This is a genomic window from Nitrospirillum pindoramense (assembly GCF_007827955.1).
In the GTDB taxonomy this organism is placed as follows: domain Bacteria; phylum Pseudomonadota; class Alphaproteobacteria; order Azospirillales; family Azospirillaceae; genus Nitrospirillum; species Nitrospirillum amazonense_B.
In genome coordinates, this window is the sequence record NZ_VITR01000025.1 from 14,096 (window position 1) to 30,625 (window position 16,530).

The following is a 16,530-nucleotide window of genomic DNA, read 5'->3' on the forward strand; positions in this document are numbered from 1 at the left end:
CAACCTCAGGCCCGCTTGCGGCCGGTAAGCATGGCCTTCACCAGGTTTTCCCGGTGCAGCACGCTGGACAGGATCACCCCACCGACGTGCAGGACCACCAGGATGAGGGTCACCGTGGCCATCGCGCCATGGATGTCCTCCATCGCGTCCTCGCCCAGGATGCCGCCGCCCGTATCCAGGACGACGCCGGTGGCCACGGTCAGGAGCAGGCTGGCCAGCAGTGCCACGATCATGGCGCCGCCCGCCGGGTTATGGCCCACATACCGGCCTGCCCGCCCCTTGACCAGGGCCGCCATGTAGGAGAGGAAGCCGCTTGGGCTGGGCACGAAGTCGGCGAACCGGGCATGCGGGGTGCCGATGAGGCCCCATAGGGACCGCAGCCCAACCGCCACCAGGATCACGAAGCCTGCCGCCTCATGCACCGGCATGATCTCTTCGGCCGACAGCCAAGCGATGGCGAAGGAGGCGGCGATGGTCCAATGAAGGAGGCGGATGGCCGGATCCCACACCCTCACCGTACCAGCGGGGGGTGTAGCGTCGGGGGAAACGGCGCCCTGTGGGGCGCCGTTGGAGGAGGTGGACATGATCATCAGTCCTCATCCTTTTCCGTCTTCAGGATATCGCCGGTGTGGGCGTCAACGGCCAGCTCGACGCGCTTACCCTGGGGATCGCGGGCTTCGACCTTGTAGTTCTTGTCGCGGTGCCGCTTGATTTCGGTGACGTCGGAATATCCCTGGGCGGCCAGGCGCTCGATCACCTGAGAAACGGTCAGGGCGCTTGCATCCCCGGCTTTTCCCGGCTGAGCCTGGCTGGCCGGCATGGTCTCGACGGCCAGCGCGTAGCCGCCGATGGCGAGAGAGCCCATCAGCAGTGCTGCGGCGGCGATTTTGCCATACATCATGGTGTTCTCCGTATTGGGATTGGATGGTGGCATCATCCTGGCGGGTTTCCATTGAACGGAGCCTGAACGGCATGTTCAGCCTGCGTTCAGGAAAGGGACGGTCAACTGTGCCGATGAGATGGATCGCCGCCCTTTTGTTGCCACTGCTGCCCCTGCTGGCCGTGCCCGCCGCCCTGGCGGACACGGACCAGGATCAGGACCGCGCGCGCGCCGCCGTGGAACAGGGGCGCGCGCTGCCCCTGCGCACCATCCTGGATCGCGCCGCGGAGCGCTTCCCCGGCCAGCTTCTGGAAGCGGAATTGGAGGAGGAGCACGGCCGATTGGTCTATGAGATCAAACTGCTGATGGACGGCGGGCGTGTCGTGAAGCTGCATTACGACGCCCGCACCGGCGATCTGCTGGCGGTCAAGGAACGCGGGGCCGAGAAGGACCGCAGGTCATGAGAATACTCCTAGCCGAGGATGATGCGGCGCTGCGCCGCCAACTGGCCGAGGCGCTGGCGGATGCCGGCTACGCCGTCGACCTGGCCCCTGACGGCGAAGAGGCCGCCTTCCTGGGGGAGAGCGAGCCCTATGACGCCGTGGTGCTGGATCTGGGACTGCCGGTGCGCGACGGCCTGTCCGTCCTGCGCGCTTGGCGGGCGGTGGGCATCAAAGTGCCGGTGCTGATCCTCACCGCGCGGGGCACCTGGCAGGAAAAGGTGGAGGGCATCGACGCCGGCGCCGACGACTATCTGGCCAAGCCGTTCCGGATGGAGGAGTTGCTGGCCCGGGTGCGCGCCTTGATCCGCCGGGCCGGCGGACTGGCGGCAGCGGAACTGCGCTGCGGCCCCGTGGCGCTGGACACCCGCACCGGCCGGGTGACGGTGGACGGCCGCCCCATCGCGCTGACGGCGCATGAATTCAAGGTGCTGTCCTACCTCATGCACCATCCGGGCAAGGTTGTTTCCCGCACCGAACTGACCGAGCACGTCTACGCCCAGGATTTCGACCGCGACAGCAACACCATCGAGGTGTTCGTCGGCCGGCTGCGCCGCAAGCTGGGCAGCGACTTCATCCGAACGGAACGGGGCCTGGGGTACCGCCTGGAGGCGGCGCCGTGACGCGCTCATCGCTGGTGCCCTCTGCCCTGGCCTCTTCCTCCCTGACCCGGCGCCTTTTCCTGCTGGCGGTCCTCTGGATCGCCCCGGCGCTCATCATCACCGGCATCATCCTGACCGACCTGTTCCGCACCCATGCCGAGGCGGAGTTGAGCCGGCGCATGGCCCAGCACCTGGATGAGCTGGCGGCGGTGCTGGAGGTGACACCGGACAGCGGTGTGGCCCTGGCCCGGGACCTGAGCGATCCCCGGTTTCGCCGCCCGCTGTCGGGGCTGTATTGGCGGGTGGATGGCCCTGGTAACAGGGTCTTACGCTCGCGGTCGCTCTGGGACCAGGCGCTGGACCTGCCGGCGGACACCCCCAAGGATGGCGAGGTTCATCGCCACACGCTGACAGGGCCGAACCGCACCCCGCTGGTGGCATGGGAGCGCAGCCTGCACCTGCCGGGCGCGGCGGCGCCGGTACGCGCCGCCGTAATCGCGGACGCCAGCGACGTCCAGGCCGCGACAGCCGGCTTTTCCCGCGCGTTGGGCCTGTCCCTCGCGGTGCTGGCCGCCGGTCTGCTGGCGGCGGTCGCCGTGCAGGTGCGTCTGGGGCTGGGCCCCCTGCGGCGGATGCGGGAGGCCCTGGCCGATCTGCGCATCGGGCGGTCCAATCGCCTGGAGGGAACCTTCCCCAGCGAAGTCCAGCCCGTCGTGGACGATCTCAACCTCCTGATGGAGGAGAACCGCGCCATGGTGGAACGGGCGCGGGCGCAGGCGGCCGACTTGGCGCATGCGCTGAAGACCCCGCTGGCGGTCATCGCCAACGCCGCCGCCGCGCCCGGCGGCATGGACCCGGCGGTGGTGGCGGCCGAAGCGGACCGCATGCGTCATCAGATCGAACGCCACCTGGCCCGCGCACGGGCCGCGCCGACGCTGCTTCATTCCCTAGGCGGAACGGTTGTCCTTCCGGTGTTACGGCAGATCGCCCGTACCGTGGCGCGCCTGCATACCGAGCGCGGCGTCGAAATCCAGGTCGATGGCGATGCGCAGGCCCGGGTTCGGGCCGACCCAGTGGACCTGCAGGAAATGGCCGGCAACCTGATCGACAACGCCGCCAAATGGTGCGCGGTGGCGGTGCGGGTGACGGCGGTCCTGGCCGAGGGCGCGGTGGTTATCACCGTCCAGGATGATGGTCCCGGCATCCCGGCCGACAGGCGGTCCGACGTCCTGGCCCGGGGGGCCCGTCTGGACGAGGCGGTGCCGGGTACCGGGCTGGGCCTGACGATAACCGAGGAGTTGGCGCGCCTTCACGGCGGAAGCCTCAGCCTGGACACGTCCCCAACCGGCGGGCTCAGCGTTTCGCTCCACCTGCCGCAGGCAACAGCCCGCTAATTCCCTTGGCGAATGATGTCGTTTTATCGGCGCGTGTTGGCTTGCGATTAATATGCTTTATCGTTAAAGTTAACGTTAACTAAGAGGCGACGACCGTTGCGTGCGGCCGCGTGAAACAACGAACGCGCAGGGGCTGAGGGAAGCATGGCCGCCCGGATGAAGGATATCGCGGTGGATTTGGGGCTGTCGGTGGTCACCGTCTCCAAGGCCCTGCGCGATCACCCCGACATTGGCGAGGCCACGCGCCGCCGGGTTCTGGAACGGGCAACGGAGTTGGGCTACCAGCCCAACCTGACGGCCCGGTCGCTGGTCACCGGGCAGAGTTGGACCATCGGCCTGATCGTCCCCGACCTGCTCCATCCCTTCTTCGCGGGCATCGCCAAGGCCATCTCCGGCGACATACGGCCCCATGGATATGGCCTGCTGATCTCCTCCTCCGATGAGGATGCGGAGGTGGAGCGGCAGCAGATCCGGCATCTGCTGGCGCGCCAGGTGGATGTGATCGTGCTGGCCTCCACCCAGGCGACGGCGGATGGTCTGCGCGATATGGCGGAGCAGCGGACACCCCACATCTTGCTGGACAGGCGTTTCGCGGACGCCGACGCGCATTTTGTCGGCAACGATGATGAGGCGGTGGGCGCGCTGGCCACCCGCCACCTGATCGCGCAAGGCTGCCGCCGCATCGCGCATCTGCGCGGGCCGGCGGTGAGCACGGCGGCGGGGCGGCTGGCCGGGTATCGCCAGGCGCTGGCCGAGCACGGACTGCCCCCGGCACCGGGCCATGTGGCGGACCTGGGCCCGTCGGGCGATCACCGGGGTGAAGAGGCGGGCTACGCCGCCGCGCGGCGGCTGTTGGCGATGTCCCCCCGGCCGGACGGCCTGTTCTGCTACAACGACCCCTCCGCCCTGGGCGCCATGCGCGCGGTGCTGGAGATGGGGCTGAGCATCCCCGGCGACATCGCCATCATCGGCTGTGGCAACCTTTCCTATGCCGACTTCCTACGCATCCCCCTGTCATCCATCGACCAGGGCGCCAAGGCCATTGGCCAGCGCGTGGCCGATCTGGCCGTCAGCCTGGCCGGCACTCGGAATCTCGTGGGCCGGAATCTAGTGGGCGGGAACCTGCCAGACCGGAACCTGCCGGCCCCCTGCCACGTCGATTTCATTCCGCCGCGCCTGGTGGCGCGCGCCTCAACCCTTCGCTTCAACGAGGAATAGCAGTCCATGGTCAGCCTGACGCGCCGCGATCTTGTCCGTTACGGCGGGGCGGTTTCCGCCCTTTCCCTCTCTGCCGGTTCCTTGCCCGCCGGAGCCGCCACCACGCCGGGAAGCGCCGCCGGCCCGTTCCAGCCGACCTGGGAATCCCTAGCCGCCGGTTACCAGGCGCCCACCTGGTTCCGTGACGCCAAATTCGGGATCTGGGCCCATTGGGGACCGCAGTGCGCCCCGGAATATGGCGACTGGTATGCCCGCCGAATGTACACCCAGGGGGAATCGGTCTATCAGCACCACGTTGAGACCTACGGCCACCCCACGCAATTCGGCTTCATGGAATTGATCAACCGCTGGAAGGCGGAGCGATGGGACCCGGAGGAACTGACCAAGCTCTACAAGGCGGCGGGCGCCAAATACCTGGTGTCCATGGCCTGCCATCATGACAACTTCGACAATTTCGACTCCCGTCACCATGCTTGGAACGCCACGCGGGTGGGACCGGGCAAGGATATCGTGGGGGGCTGGGCGGCCGCCGCGCGCAAGCATGGCCTGCGCTTCGGTGTCAGCAACCACGCGAGCCATGCCTGGCATTGGTATCAGACGGCCTATGGCTATGACGCCACCGGCCCCCACGCGGGTCAGCGCTACGACGCCTTCCGCCTGACCAAGGCCGATGGGGCTGGAAAGTGGTGGCAGGGGCTGGATCCCCAGGATCTGTACACCGGGCGCAACATGGTGATCCCCGACGGCATCACCGACCTGGCCGCCATGAACGCCTGGCATGAGGCGCACGACCGCATTTGGAACGAGTCCGTACCGCCCAACAACCGCGCCTTCGCCGAAACCTGGCTGAAGCGGTGCCAGGACCTGATGGACCGCTATCAGCCGGACCTGGTCTATTTCGACGACACCGGCCTGCCCCTGGGCGATTATGGCCTGCGGGCCACCGCCCATTATTACAATCAGAGCGTGGCCCGGAAGGGCGCCGTCGACGTGGTCGTGAATTGCAAGGAACTGACCGACCTGCAACGCCGCGCCGTGGTCGCGGACATCGAGCGGGGATTTGCCGACCACATCGTCGCCGAACCCTGGCAGACCGACACCTGCCTGGGCGACTGGCACTACAGCCGCCCCCTCTATGAACGCAAGGGCTACCTCACCGCCCTGCAGGTGGTGCAGCGCCTGGTGGACGTGGTCAGCAAGAACGGCTGTCTGCTGCTGAACGTCCCGGTGCGCAGCGACGGCACCATTGACGAGCTGGAGCGCGGCATCCTGCAAGAACTGGTCGGCTGGATGGCCGCGAACAGTGAGGGGATTTTCGACTCCCGCCCCTGGAACACCTATGGCGAGGGGCCGACGGAGGTGGCCGCCGGCCAGTTCAACGAGGCGAAGCTGCGTCCCTTCACGGCGGAAGACATCCGCTTCACGGTGAAGGGCGACACCCTTTACGCCTACGCCCAGGAATGGCCAGCCGGGAAAAGCCTGACCATCCGGACCTTGACGCCGGCCACCCGCCCCGTCCAGCGGGTCGACCTGCTGGGCGGCGGCCCCTTGGAGTTCAAGCAGGCCAATGACGGCGTCACCGTCACCCTGCCGGACCGGCGCCCCACCTTCACCCCCGCGTTCCGCATTCGATAAGCGCCAACCGGGCGCAAGGGCGTCACAACAGATCATGTGAGACGGATATGATATCGCGTTTTCCAGGGCGCCCGGCGCTGCGCGCCCTGCTGGCCACCGTGCTGTGCACCGTGTCGATGGGCATGGCCGACGCGCGCGCGGCCACGACCCCGGCCGGTTGGCCGGGCCCCGGCCAATTGTTCGTCGGCACCTGCTATCAACCGATCGACCGCACCCCGGCGCAGATCGACCAGGACATCGCCATCATGAAGCACGCAGGCTTCACCGTGGTGCGCATGGGCGACCTGTCGTGGGATTCGTTCGAGCCCGCGCAGGGGAAATTCACCTTCGACTGGTTCGACGCCATCCTGGGCAAGATGCAGGCGGCCGGCATCCGGGTGATCCTGGATATTCCGGGCACCCCCGCCCCCATCTGGCTGCACCGCGCCTACCCCGGCGTCGACATCGTCAACCAGGCGGGGGCGCGGTTGCCGCCGGCGGAACGCTACATGGACAACATCAGCGATCCGGACTACGTGCGCGAGGCCGGTCTTCTGGCGGAGGCGCTGAGCAAACGCTACGCCCACCATCCGGCCATCATCGCCATTGGATACGACAATGAGATCGGCAACGGCTTCATGTCCTATTCCGAGGCCGACCGGCAGCGCTTCATCACCTGGCTGCGGCGGAAGTACGGCACCATCGACGCCCTGAACAAGGCCTGGGCGACGCAGCGCTGGTCACGCCGCCTCAATGATTTCCAGGATGTCGACCTGCCCCTGGCCGACGGTCCCGGCCCGGCGGAACGATACCTGGACCTGCACCGCTATTGGTCCGACGTCGCCATCGACCGGCTGCGGGAATTGGACACCATCCGCCGGCGCGCCATGCCGGACCTGCCCAGCATCTCCAACCTCTGGGACAACGCCCCCCGGCGCGGCTTCGACTATCTCTCCACCTACAAATCCTATGTCTCCTATGGTGCGGAGGGGTTCTATCCGGCTGACCCCATAAGCGGGGCCTTCGGGGCCCTGATGACCAAGGGCGACCTGCCCACTCCCATCTGGTTCAATGAGTTCACCGCCGGCGGCGGCGGCGATTACGGCACGCCGGGCCGCAGCCGGATGTACGCCTATCTCGGGCTGCTGCTGGGGGCCCAAGGCATCCTGGCCTGGACGTTCAACAGCCACCTGGGCGGCGAGGAACAGGCGTTGTTCGGCCTGGTCGACCATGACGGCACGGCTTCGTGGAAGGTGGACGAATTCGGCCGCATCGCCACGGAATTCAAGGAACTCGCCCACTACGGCTTTCCCCGCTACACCCATCCCGAGGTGGCCGTCGCCTATTCCTTCGAGTCCGCCATCGCCTCCCACCCCAACGGGCCGTCCAGCACCACGTGGCAGTATTTCCAGGGGGCCTATGGCGACATGGTGCAGGGAGCGTTCGAGCCGCTGTTCCGGGCCAACATCGACACCGCCATCATCAACATCGGGCACGACACGCTGGCGCCCTACAAGCTGGTGCTCATCCCCGCCGATTATGTGATGGATGCCGCCAGCGCCAAGGCCGTGCGGGAGTATGTCCAGAACGGCGGCACCGTGCTGATGACCGGCTATTCGGCCAAGGTGGACGAACACGCGCAATGGTTCGACACACCCTTGCCGGGCAGGCTATCCGACGTGTTCGGGCTGAAGACCAACGCCTTCTACCGATCTGAGGCGCCCTTGGCCTACGGCCTGGGCTCGTCATCGACGACGACCACCACCCACTATTACGAAGTGCTGGTGCCGACGACGGCGGCGGTGCTGGCGACCTTCGACAATACGCCGGACCATACCCCCGCGATCACTGTCAACAAGTTCGGCAAGGGCACGGCCCTGTACCTGGCGACGGAGCCGGCCCCCTCCGCCATCGCGCCGATCCTGCGCCGCGCCTATGACCTGGCCGGGGTGCGGCCAGGGCCGCAAACACCGGAGGGCGTCTACGCCCGCGTCGTGGACGGGCGAACCTTGTATGTCAACACCACCCCGGAAACGCAGCGCATCCCCATCCAGGGCGCCAAGACCGGTCTGGTCAGCCACCGGCGCTATGAAAGCATGCTAGTCCTTGGGCCGCAGGAGGCGGAGCTTTTGCCCTGACCGGCTTGATGACCAGGGCCCTGTCACCGCCCGCCGGTATCGGCGGACGTCTGTCCGATATGCTCCCCAATATACTGTTCCAGCGCCGTGGCGGCGTTCAGCATATGGGCGCGCATACGGCGGGCGGCCGTCTCCCCATCCCCTTCGGCGATGGCGGTCATGACGCTGTCATGTTCCTCGCGGGAGTGCGCCATACGGCTGCCCTGGCGTAGCTGGGTGCGACGGAAGGCGTTCAGGCGCGTGCGCACCGCCATGGCCTGTTCGGCCATGAAGCTGTTGTGGGTCGCACGATAGAGCGTTTCATGGAAATCGCGGTTGAAGGCGTCGTAGGCGTCAACGTCGCCCCGCTCCACCATCTCGCGCGACTCCCGGTGCAGCCGCATGAGGCGGCTGCGTTCCAGCGGCGTCATGCGGTGCGTGGCCAGGCGCACGCACATGGCCTCGATCTCCGCCATGGCTTCGAACATGTCCATGATGCGCTCGGGCGTCAGGCGGGTGACGACCACCCCGCGCCGGGGCCGTATCTCGACAAGGCCGCTGACGGCAAGCTGGCGGAGCGCTTCGCGCACCGGCGTGCGGGAGGCGCCGAACCGGTCCGCCAGATCCTGTTCGTCCAGCTGCATGCCGGCGGGCAGATCCCCTCGGGCGATCTCATCGGTCAGCGCGTCGCGGATCCGGTCCGAGAGCAGCGTCCGCTCCTCGGGTATGTCCTCCGCCAGATCCACGACCGCGCTCATGATGTGTCAGCCCCCCACTATCGCCCGTACGACAAGATAAAGGATGGACGGGGCGACAAGGCAACCCAGACCGGTATGAAAGGTGGCCGTCAGGGCGCCATAGGGCACCAGCCGGCGGTCGGTAGCGGCCAGTCCGCCGGAAACGCCGCTGACCGTGCCCATCAGGCCGCCGAAGACCATCGCGCTGCGCGGATTGTCCAGGCCGATCAGTTTGGCGACCACCGGCGTGCCGATCATGACCAGCACCGCCTTGAAGACGCCGGTGGCGATGGACAGGGCCATGACGGCCGAACTGGCCCCCAGGGCGGCCCCGGTCACCGGGCCGACGATGTAGGTGACGGCGCCGGCACCGATGGTGGTGATGGACACGGCGTCCGTGTAGCCGAAGGCCACCGCCGCCAGCGAGCCGACGATGAAGGGCAGGATCGTTCCCAGGGCCAAGGCCAGCGCGCCGATGGCCCCGGCCTTGCGCGCCTGGACGACATCCACCTCGAACGCGGTGGCCACGATGGCGAAGTCGCGCAGCATGGCCCCGCCCAGGAGGCCGATGCCGGCGAAGACCGGGATGTCCACCACCCCCTTGGTCCCGCCGGTCCACAAACCGGCGGCGAAGGCGGCGGCCAGCCCGATGACAATGGCGATGGCCGAGCCATGAACCCGGCCGAACAGCAGGTGCTTCGAAATCGCGTTCGACAGCCACATCACCAGACCGACGATGGCGAACGCGGTCAACAAGGCGTTGGCGGACAGGGCGTGGGTCAGCATTTCCATGGCGGCCCCCGTCAAACGGCGTGCTTACCGGGGGACGGCGCGTCCCCCTGGGCCCGGGCCTGAGCCTGGGCCTCGATCTCGTCCATCGTCTCGCCCTTCTTGCCCAGGCGGCTGATCACGGCGACGGTGGCGAAGCACAGCAGGACTGCGGCGACGCCGGCGATTAACACCAGCGGTCCGCTGCGGGCGGCGACCAGGACGTTCTGCTGGGCGGCCATGGCCACCACGATGGGAATGTAGAGGGCGCCCCAGAACTCCACCCCGAACTTCAGGCCGGGGGTCATCAGGCCGCGACGGGCCATCCAGAGGCGGGCCGCGATCAGCAGCAACATGGCGATGCCGACACCGCCGACATTGGCCTTCACGCCCAGCAGCGACCCCAGCAGGTCGCCCAGGAAAGTTCCCAGCAAGGTGCAAATGGCCAGCAGGGCCACACCGGAAATGGTCATGAACGCCCTCCCCTTCCGGCCGGTCCACCAAAACGCGAAGTCGCCATCATATCCCTCCCGTGCATGCAGACTCTCCCGGCCTGCAGGATTCAAAATACACCATATTGAGTTTCCCGCAATTGTGGATACACTGACCGCGAAAAATCCCACTTGCGCATACGAAGGTCGATCATGCGGGACTGGAACACCAAGGGCCGGGACAGGCAGGCGCGGCTGGATGCGGGTCGGCATTTCGCTGCCGGCAAGATTGTCGCCGCCCATGACCTTGTCGCCTTCCTGGAGGCGGTGCTGCGCCCCGGCGACCGGGTCTGCCTCGAAGGCGACAACCAGAAGCAGGCCGACCTGCTGGCCAAGGCGCTGGCCAAGGCGGACCCCGCCAAAATCCATGACCTGCACATGGTGCAGTCGGGCGTCGTCCTGCCGGAACACCTGGACATCTTCGAAACCGGCATCGCCCGGCGGCTGGACTTCTCCTACTCCGGCCCGCAATCGGCGCGCATCGCCCGCATGATGTTCGGTGGCCAGATCGAACTGGGGGCGGTGCATACCTACCTGGAACTGTTCGCCCGCTATTTCATCGACCTGACGCCGCAGGTGGCGCTGATCGCCGCAGTCAGCGCCGACAAGGACGGCAACCTGTACACCGGCCCCAACACCGAGGACACGCCCACCGTCGTGGAGGCGACCAGCTTCGGCAAGGGCCTGGTCATCGCCCAGGTGGGCGAGATCGTGGACAGGGTGCCGCGGGTGGACATTCCCGCCGACCAGGTTCACTTCGTCGTCAACGCCCAGCGGCCGTTTTATGTGGAGCCGCTGTTCACCCGCGACCCGGCGGCCATCACCGAAACCCAAATCCTGACGGCGATGCTGGCCATCAAGGGCTTGTACGCCCCCTATGGCGTGCGCCGCCTGAACCACGGCATCGGCTTCAACACCGCCGCCATCGAACTGCTGTTGCCGACCTTCGGCGAACGGCTGGGCCTGAAGGGCAAGGTCTGCACCCATTGGGCGCTGAACCCCCACCCCACCCTGATCCCCGCGATTGAAAGCGGCTGGGTCGAGCAAATCCATTGCTTCGGCTCCGAGGTCGGGATGGAGGACTACATGCGGGCCCGTCCGGACATCTTCTTCACCGGCCCCGACGGATCGCTGCGCTCCAACCGCGCTTTCTGCCAGACCGCCGGCTTGTATGCCTGCGACATGTTCATCGGCTCCACGCTGCAGATCGACCTGGCCGGCAACAGCTCCACGGTCACCGGCGGCCGCGTCGCCGGCTTCGGCGGGGCGCCCAACATGGGATCGGACGCGCGGGGCCGCCGCCACCCCAGCGCCCCCTGGCTGCGCGCTGGTGAGGAAGCGGACCCCGACGGCACGCCCGCCCTGCGGCGCGGCCGCAAGCTGGTGGTGCAGATCGGGGAAACCTTCGGCGACGGCAACGCGCCCATGTTCGTGGAGCGGCTGGGCGCGCTGGAGCTGGCCGACAAGCTGCACCTGGACCTGGCGCCGGTCATGGTCTACGGCGACGACGTCACCCACATCGTCACGGAGGAAGGCATCGCCAACCTGCTGCTGTGCCGTGACAAGGACGAACGGGAACAGGCCATCCGGGGCGTCGCCGGCTATACCGAGGTGGGGCGCGCCCGCGACCGCAAGATGGTGGAACGGCTGCGCGAACGCAAAGTCATCCAACGGCCCGAAGACCTGGGCATCGACCCCTTGGATGCCGACCGTGGGCTGTTGGTCGCCCATTCCATCAAGGACCTGATGATCGCTTCGGGCGGGCTCTACCGGCCGCCCAGCCGTTTCCGCAATTGGTAAGGCCGCGCCCCCATGGAAAACCTGCGCTATGAACTGAGCACGACCAAACCCGCCGGTGGAACCCGCGCCGTGGCCCTGGTTGGTGTCGTCGCCTCCGGCAACCTCGAAGTGCTGCTGGAACGGGGGGAGGCGGCCGACCGCTGTGTCATCGACATCGCCACCCCGGCCCATGGCTTCGCCGACCTCTGGCAGGCGGTGACGGCCGACTTCGCCGCCCGGTCCGCCGCCGGCGGCTTGCGCATCACCATCAACGACGGTGGCGCCCGACCGGACACGGTGGCGCTGCGGCTGGCCCAAGGTGTGCGCCTGATGGAGAAACCGGAATGACTAGCCCTACCGCCGCCGCACCGCACGCCCCGCTGCCCGCCGATCCGCACCGCAGCTGGTACGAGGAATCCGCCCGGGGCCGGCTGTCCCATTTGCTGGACGCCGGCAGCTTCAGCGAATTCCTCGGGCCCCAGCGCCGGGAATTGAGCCCGCACCTGGCCCTGTTCAACCTGCCCCGCCAGTTCGACGACGGCATTGTCGTCGGCGCCGGCGCGCTGGCGGGCAAACCCGTCCTGGTGGCGGCCCAGGAGGGGCGCTTCATGGGCGGCGCCATCGGCGAAGTGCATGGCGCCAAGCTGACCGGCCTGCTGCACGCCGCCCGCCAGATGAAGCGGGACGTGGTCATCCTGTTCGACACCGGCGGGGTGCGCCTGCAAGAGGCCAACGCCGGCGAACTGGCCATTTCCGAGATCATCCGCGCCACCGTGCAGGCGCGAGCGGCGGGCGTGCGCGTGGTCGGGCTGCTGGGCGGGCGCGCCGGCTGCTACGGCGGCGGCAGCCTGATCGCCGGCTGCTGCTCCGCGCTGGTCATTTCCGAACAGGGGCGACTGTCCGTCTCGGGACCTGAGGTCATCGAGACCAACAAGGGCGTGGAGGAGTTCGACTCCAAGGACCGGGCGCTGGTCTGGCGCACCATGGGGGGCAAGCATCGCTACCTTATCGGCGGTGTCGACCTGTTCGTGGCCGACACCGTCGCCGCCTTCCGTGCCGGCGCCCTGGCCGCGCTGGACCGCCCCCCCACATTGGACCAGGCCGTTCTGGCGGCGGAACAGGCGCGGCTGGAACGCCGCCTGGCGCGCTTCGGGGATACCGCCGACGGGACCGAGGTGTGGGCGCGGCTGGGCGTCAACCAGCCCACCGACGTGCCGGACATGGACCTGGACGACTTCCTGACCATCGCCAACCGCCAACGGGAGGGCGCCGATGCTGCCCGCTGAAATCCTCACCTCGCTGTTCCCCGCCGGCCACCAGGTGACCGAGGAGGGGGGCCTTCTGGCGGGCACTGGCCGGCTTGATGGGCAGACGACGGTGGATGTCGTGGGCATCACCGGCAAGACCTATCCCGGCGTGGACGAGGCCCTGACCCTGGCCGGCCGCATCCTGGACATCGCCGCGCGGCCGGCCCCGGCGCCGCTGCTGTTCCTGGTTGATTCCGGCAGCCAGAGGATGAGCCGCCGTGATGAATTGATGGGGCTCAGCGAGACGCTGGCCCATCTGGCGAAAGCGTTGTGGCAGGCCGAGCGGGCCGGCCACCGGACCATCGGCCTGCTGTACGGCGGCAGCGCCGCCGGCGCCTTCATCGCCACCGCCCTGGCCTGCGGTGAGCTGGTGGCCCTGCCCGGCGCCTGGCCCGAGGTGATGGACCTGCCCTCCATGGCGCGGGTGACCAAGCTGTCGGTCGACGTGCTGAAGGAGAAGGCGGCCACCACGCCGGTCTTCGCGCCCGGCCTGGACAATTTGTTCGCCACCGGCGCCATCGCGGAAATCTGGGACCCGGCCCAACCGCTGAGCGACCAGCTGAAGGCCGTGCTCGCCCGCCCCGCCACTGGCGACGAGCGGGCGCGGTGGGGCCTGGACCGGGGCGGCCGGCAGAAGGCCGCCGCCATCGCGCGCGAAGTGGAACAACTGGCGCTGGCCCATGGCTGACCCTGCCGCCGCCCGCCGCCACGACCTGGCCTACCTGACCCCCGCCGCCTGGCGCGACCACGTGGCGGGGCTGGAGGACACCGTGCTGGATTGGGCGGACTTCGGCCGGCCGGCCATCTTTCGCCGGCGGCTGTGCGGCGACCCGGCCGGGGCCGTTCCCCTCGGGCTGCCACTGCCGCCGGGCATGGGCCGCAAGCGCCTGGCCCTGTCCTGCCCCCCGGACGCGATCCGGTGGGTGGCGCCGCCACCCCTTTTGCGGGACGCCCGCGCGGCGGCGCCGGAGGCTTGGCAGACGGTCATCGACGCCTTGCTTTCCCGGGAACCCGCCTGGCGCTGTTTCGGCAGCCTGGCGTGGCAGCATTTGACCGGGCTGCCCTATCTGACGGCCACGTCGGACCTGGACCTACTGATCCCCTGCCCGACCCAAGCGGACGCCGCCCGGCTAACGACCGCGCTGGCGGAGATCGCGGTGGAGGCGCCGATGCGCCTGGACGCCGAACTGCTGTCCCCCGCCGGTGCCGGCGTGCAGTGGCGCGAGTGGATGTCGGACGCGCCGGACCTGCTGGTCAAGACGGCGGAGGCCACCACCCTGGTCCCGCGGGAGGGCGTGTTTCCATGACCTCCCTTCCCCAGACACGGACGCCCTACATGCGGGCAACGGATCCCCGCTGGATCGGATGCCTGGCGACGCGGGCGTTGGTCCTGGAGGTGGAGACGTGGCCCAAGCCCGGCCTGGTCAGCCACATCGACACCGGCGCCCACCGCGACATGGACGCCGACCTGCTGCGCCTCAGCGCCCGGACGCTGGAGCCCTTTTTCGTCGCCTTGGCGCAGGCCGGCGCCGCTGATGCCGGCATGGACCGGCTGCGCCAGATCGGGCTGGCGGCGGAACGGGCCATGCGCCAGGCCACGGGTGGGGTGAACACCCACCGCGGCGCCATCTTCGGGCTGGGCCTGCTGTCGGCGGCGGCGGGCCTGGCCACCGCCCGCCCCTGGCAGGGGTCGCTGGGCGCGCTGATCGCCCAGCGCTGGGGTGTGGAGATCACCGCCACGCCGCAGGAAACGGACAGCCATGGCGGCGTGGTGGCGCGGCGGTATCGCGTCGGCGGCGCGCGGGAAGAGGCCGCCGCCGGCATGCCATGCGTCTATGACGTCGCCCGCCCCGCCCTGGCCGAGGGCCGCCGGCTGGCGCCGCAGGATGAGGAAGCGGCGCGCGTTCACGCCTGCATGGCCCTGATCGCCGCTGTGGACGACAGCAACCTGCTGTATCGCGGTGGGGCGGAGGGGCTGGCGTTCGCCCGCGACGCCGCGCACGGCTTCTTGCGCGGCGGCGGTGTGGGGCACCCGCGCTGGCGTTGGCAGGCCAAGGCGGTCCATCAGGATTTCGTCGCCCGTAACCTGAGCCCGGGCGGATGCGCCGACCTGCTGGCCATGGCGCTGTTCACGGAAATGGTGGAAGCGTGACCCTGGCGCTGCTCTGCTCCGGCCAGGGCCGGCAGGATCGCACCACCTTCGATCTGCTGGCGGAGGTGCCGGCGGCCGAGGCGGTCCTGGCGGCCGCCACCGTCGTGCTGGGCGTCCATCCCGTTGAGTTCTGCCGAACGGCGCCCGACGACGCCCTGCATGCCAATCGGGAGGGGCAGATCCTGTGCGTGACCCGCGCCCTGGCCACCGCCGCGGCCCTGTTCCCCGAGGGGGCCCCGGCGGATACCCTCGTGGCGGGCTACAGCGTCGGTGAAATGGCGGCCTGGGGCGTCGCCGGAGTATGGAGCGCCGCCGACACCTTGGCCCTGGTCGATCAGCGGGCGCGCGCCATGGACGCCGCGGGCGGACCGGACGACCAACTGGCCTATGTGCGCGGGCTGCCCCGCGCCGCCATCGAAGATCTGGCCCGGCGCTTCGATTGCGCCATCGCCATCGTGAACCCCGACCAGTTGTTCGTTGTCGGCGGGACACGGCCGGCGACAGAAGCGTTCTGCGCCGCTGCCCTGGCCCAAGGGGCGGCGCGGGCGGCACCCATGGCTGTGCGCGTCGCCTCCCACACCCCCCGCCTGGCCGGGGCGGTGGCACCGTTCGCCGCCGCCTTGGAGGCGACGCCGGCGGCACGTCCCACCCTGGGCCTGATGACGGCCAGCGGAGCCCGGCGGGTCATCAATCCCAGCCAAGCCCTGGCAGGGCTGGCCCGCCAGGTGGCGGAAGCCATCGTGTGGGCGGACGTGCTGGACGCCCTGGGCGAACGGGGCGTGACCACGGTGCTGGAATTGGGCCCCGGCCGCGCCCTGGCCGACATGGCGGCGGCCGTCCTGCCCAACGCCGATGTGCGGGCGGTGGATGACTTCCGCACCATCGGCGGCGTGCGGGCCTGGCTGGCCTCCCGTTAGCGGCGGGCGGCCAGCCCATTCCCACTCCGGACCGCCTTACTCAGACAGCCCCCC

General features: G+C 68.9%; 18 protein-coding genes. 13 read left to right on the forward strand and 5 right to left on the reverse strand.

Translation table 11 applies throughout. From position 1 onward, the window contains the following. Positions 1 to 5: 5 nt before the first annotated feature. On the reverse strand, positions 6 to 590 hold the full coding sequence (locus tag FBZ90_RS26285; RefSeq protein WP_246130889.1) for a cytochrome b/b6 domain-containing protein: 585 nt from the start codon (positions 588 to 590) through the stop codon (positions 6 to 8). Then, a complete protein-coding gene (locus FBZ90_RS26290; protein ID WP_186456057.1) occupies positions 590 to 901 on the reverse strand; it encodes a PepSY domain-containing protein in 312 nt (103 codons plus the stop codon). The genes FBZ90_RS26285 and FBZ90_RS26290 overlap by 1 nt, the downstream gene beginning before the upstream one ends. Positions 902 to 1,014: 113 nt before the next feature. On the opposite strand from FBZ90_RS26290, the gene FBZ90_RS26295 reads away from it, so the two are divergent. The 6 genes from FBZ90_RS26295 (at position 1,015) to FBZ90_RS26320 (ending at position 8,346) form a co-directional block, all read left to right on the forward strand. Beyond that, a complete protein-coding gene (locus FBZ90_RS26295) occupies positions 1,015 to 1,344 on the forward strand; it encodes a PepSY domain-containing protein (protein WP_145736501.1) in 330 nt (109 codons plus the stop codon). Then, positions 1,341 to 2,003, forward strand: a complete 663-nt coding sequence (locus tag FBZ90_RS26300; RefSeq protein ID WP_145736439.1) for a response regulator transcription factor — start codon at positions 1,341 to 1,343, stop codon at positions 2,001 to 2,003. Before FBZ90_RS26295 ends, FBZ90_RS26300 begins: the two co-directional genes overlap by 4 nt. Beyond that, on the forward strand, positions 2,000 to 3,376 hold the full coding sequence (locus FBZ90_RS26305; RefSeq protein ID WP_145736441.1) for a sensor histidine kinase: 1,377 nt from the start codon (positions 2,000 to 2,002) through the stop codon (positions 3,374 to 3,376). Before FBZ90_RS26300 ends, FBZ90_RS26305 begins: the two co-directional genes overlap by 4 nt. Before the next feature lie 144 nt (positions 3,377 to 3,520). Then, positions 3,521 to 4,594 carry a LacI family DNA-binding transcriptional regulator gene (locus FBZ90_RS26310; RefSeq protein WP_145736443.1) on the forward strand — a complete coding sequence of 358 codons (1,074 nt, stop codon included), beginning with the start codon at positions 3,521 to 3,523 and terminating at the stop codon, positions 4,592 to 4,594. A 6-nt stretch (positions 4,595 to 4,600) separates the two neighbouring features. Continuing rightward, the gene (locus FBZ90_RS26315) at positions 4,601 to 6,229 is read left to right on the forward strand and encodes an alpha-L-fucosidase (RefSeq protein ID WP_186456058.1); all 1,629 of its coding nucleotides are present in this window, start codon (positions 4,601 to 4,603) and stop codon (positions 6,227 to 6,229) included. Positions 6,230 to 6,276: 47 nt separating this feature from the next. Beyond that, positions 6,277 to 8,346, forward strand: coding sequence for a beta-galactosidase (locus FBZ90_RS26320; RefSeq protein ID WP_145736445.1), 2,070 nt, complete (start codon positions 6,277 to 6,279; stop codon positions 8,344 to 8,346). A gap of 23 nt (positions 8,347 to 8,369) precedes the next feature. Here the strand turns inward: FBZ90_RS26320 and FBZ90_RS26325 are convergent, their stop codons facing one another. From FBZ90_RS26325 to madL, 3 genes are read right to left on the reverse strand one after another with little or no spacing between them, the layout of a single operon-like run. Further along, a complete protein-coding gene (locus tag FBZ90_RS26325; RefSeq protein ID WP_145736447.1) occupies positions 8,370 to 9,083 on the reverse strand; it encodes a GntR family transcriptional regulator in 714 nt (237 codons plus the stop codon). Between the two features lie 6 nt (positions 9,084 to 9,089). After that, positions 9,090 to 9,854 (reverse strand): malonate transporter subunit MadM, encoded by a 765-nt coding sequence (gene madM / locus FBZ90_RS26330; protein WP_145736449.1) that lies wholly within the window; start codon positions 9,852 to 9,854, stop codon positions 9,090 to 9,092. A gap of 11 nt (positions 9,855 to 9,865) precedes the next feature. Further along, positions 9,866 to 10,303 carry a malonate transporter subunit MadL gene (gene madL / locus FBZ90_RS26335; RefSeq protein ID WP_145736451.1) on the reverse strand — a complete coding sequence of 146 codons (438 nt, stop codon included), beginning with the start codon at positions 10,301 to 10,303 and terminating at the stop codon, positions 9,866 to 9,868. Between the two features lie 171 nt (positions 10,304 to 10,474). On the opposite strand from madL, the gene mdcA reads away from it, so the two are divergent. From mdcA to FBZ90_RS26370, 7 genes are read left to right on the forward strand one after another with little or no spacing between them, the layout of a single operon-like run. Continuing rightward, positions 10,475 to 12,121 carry a malonate decarboxylase subunit alpha gene (gene mdcA, locus FBZ90_RS26340; protein ID WP_145736453.1) on the forward strand — a complete coding sequence of 549 codons (1,647 nt, stop codon included), beginning with the start codon at positions 10,475 to 10,477 and terminating at the stop codon, positions 12,119 to 12,121. A gap of 12 nt (positions 12,122 to 12,133) precedes the next feature. Further along, positions 12,134 to 12,448, forward strand: coding sequence for a malonate decarboxylase acyl carrier protein (gene mdcC, locus FBZ90_RS26345; RefSeq protein WP_145736455.1), 315 nt, complete (start codon positions 12,134 to 12,136; stop codon positions 12,446 to 12,448). Continuing rightward, entirely contained in the window at positions 12,445 to 13,386 is a 942-nt protein-coding gene (locus FBZ90_RS26350; RefSeq protein ID WP_145736457.1) for a biotin-independent malonate decarboxylase subunit beta, read from the forward strand. The genes mdcC and FBZ90_RS26350 overlap by 4 nt, the downstream gene beginning before the upstream one ends. Further along, on the forward strand, positions 13,373 to 14,095 hold the full coding sequence (locus FBZ90_RS26355; protein WP_145736459.1) for a biotin-independent malonate decarboxylase subunit gamma: 723 nt from the start codon (positions 13,373 to 13,375) through the stop codon (positions 14,093 to 14,095). The genes FBZ90_RS26350 and FBZ90_RS26355 overlap by 14 nt, the downstream gene beginning before the upstream one ends. After that, complete coding sequence (gene mdcG, locus FBZ90_RS26360) at positions 14,088 to 14,714, forward strand: malonate decarboxylase holo-[acyl-carrier-protein] synthase (protein WP_145736461.1); 627 nt, start codon at positions 14,088 to 14,090, stop codon at positions 14,712 to 14,714. Before FBZ90_RS26355 ends, mdcG begins: the two co-directional genes overlap by 8 nt. Then, entirely contained in the window at positions 14,711 to 15,559 is an 849-nt protein-coding gene (mdcB, locus tag FBZ90_RS26365; RefSeq protein WP_145736462.1) for a triphosphoribosyl-dephospho-CoA synthase MdcB, read from the forward strand. Before mdcG ends, mdcB begins: the two co-directional genes overlap by 4 nt. Then, the gene (locus tag FBZ90_RS26370; protein ID WP_145736464.1) at positions 15,556 to 16,476 is read left to right on the forward strand and encodes an acyltransferase domain-containing protein; all 921 of its coding nucleotides are present in this window, start codon (positions 15,556 to 15,558) and stop codon (positions 16,474 to 16,476) included. Before mdcB ends, FBZ90_RS26370 begins: the two co-directional genes overlap by 4 nt. Positions 16,477 to 16,530 lie beyond the last annotated feature (54 nt).

Coding starts and splice junctions, on each gene's coding strand:
- FBZ90_RS26355 (WP_145736459.1), top strand. CDS start 13,373: ATGCTGCCCGCTGAAATCCTCACCTCGCTGTTCCCCGCCGGCCACCAG.
- FBZ90_RS26315 (WP_186456058.1), top strand. CDS start 4,601: ATGGTCAGCCTGACGCGCCGCGATCTTGTCCGTTACGGCGGGGCGGTT.
- mdcB (WP_145736462.1), top strand. CDS start 14,711: ATGACCTCCCTTCCCCAGACACGGACGCCCTACATGCGGGCAACGGAT.
- FBZ90_RS26300 (WP_145736439.1), top strand. CDS start 1,341: ATGAGAATACTCCTAGCCGAGGATGATGCGGCGCTGCGCCGCCAACTG.
- mdcA (WP_145736453.1), top strand. CDS start 10,475: ATGCGGGACTGGAACACCAAGGGCCGGGACAGGCAGGCGCGGCTGGAT.
- madL (WP_145736451.1), bottom strand. CDS start 10,303: ATGACCATTTCCGGTGTGGCCCTGCTGGCCATTTGCACCTTGCTGGGA.
- FBZ90_RS26325 (WP_145736447.1), bottom strand. CDS start 9,083: ATGAGCGCGGTCGTGGATCTGGCGGAGGACATACCCGAGGAGCGGACG.
- FBZ90_RS26310 (WP_145736443.1), top strand. CDS start 3,521: ATGGCCGCCCGGATGAAGGATATCGCGGTGGATTTGGGGCTGTCGGTG.
- mdcG (WP_145736461.1), top strand. CDS start 14,088: ATGGCTGACCCTGCCGCCGCCCGCCGCCACGACCTGGCCTACCTGACC.
- FBZ90_RS26320 (WP_145736445.1), top strand. CDS start 6,277: ATGATATCGCGTTTTCCAGGGCGCCCGGCGCTGCGCGCCCTGCTGGCC.
- FBZ90_RS26295 (WP_145736501.1), top strand. CDS start 1,015: ATGAGATGGATCGCCGCCCTTTTGTTGCCACTGCTGCCCCTGCTGGCC.
- FBZ90_RS26290 (WP_186456057.1), bottom strand. CDS start 901: ATGATGTATGGCAAAATCGCCGCCGCAGCACTGCTGATGGGCTCTCTC.
- mdcC (WP_145736455.1), top strand. CDS start 12,134: ATGGAAAACCTGCGCTATGAACTGAGCACGACCAAACCCGCCGGTGGA.
- FBZ90_RS26285 (WP_246130889.1), bottom strand. CDS start 590: ATGATCATGTCCACCTCCTCCAACGGCGCCCCACAGGGCGCCGTTTCC.
- madM (WP_145736449.1), bottom strand. CDS start 9,854: ATGGAAATGCTGACCCACGCCCTGTCCGCCAACGCCTTGTTGACCGCG.
- FBZ90_RS26350 (WP_145736457.1), top strand. CDS start 12,445: ATGACTAGCCCTACCGCCGCCGCACCGCACGCCCCGCTGCCCGCCGAT.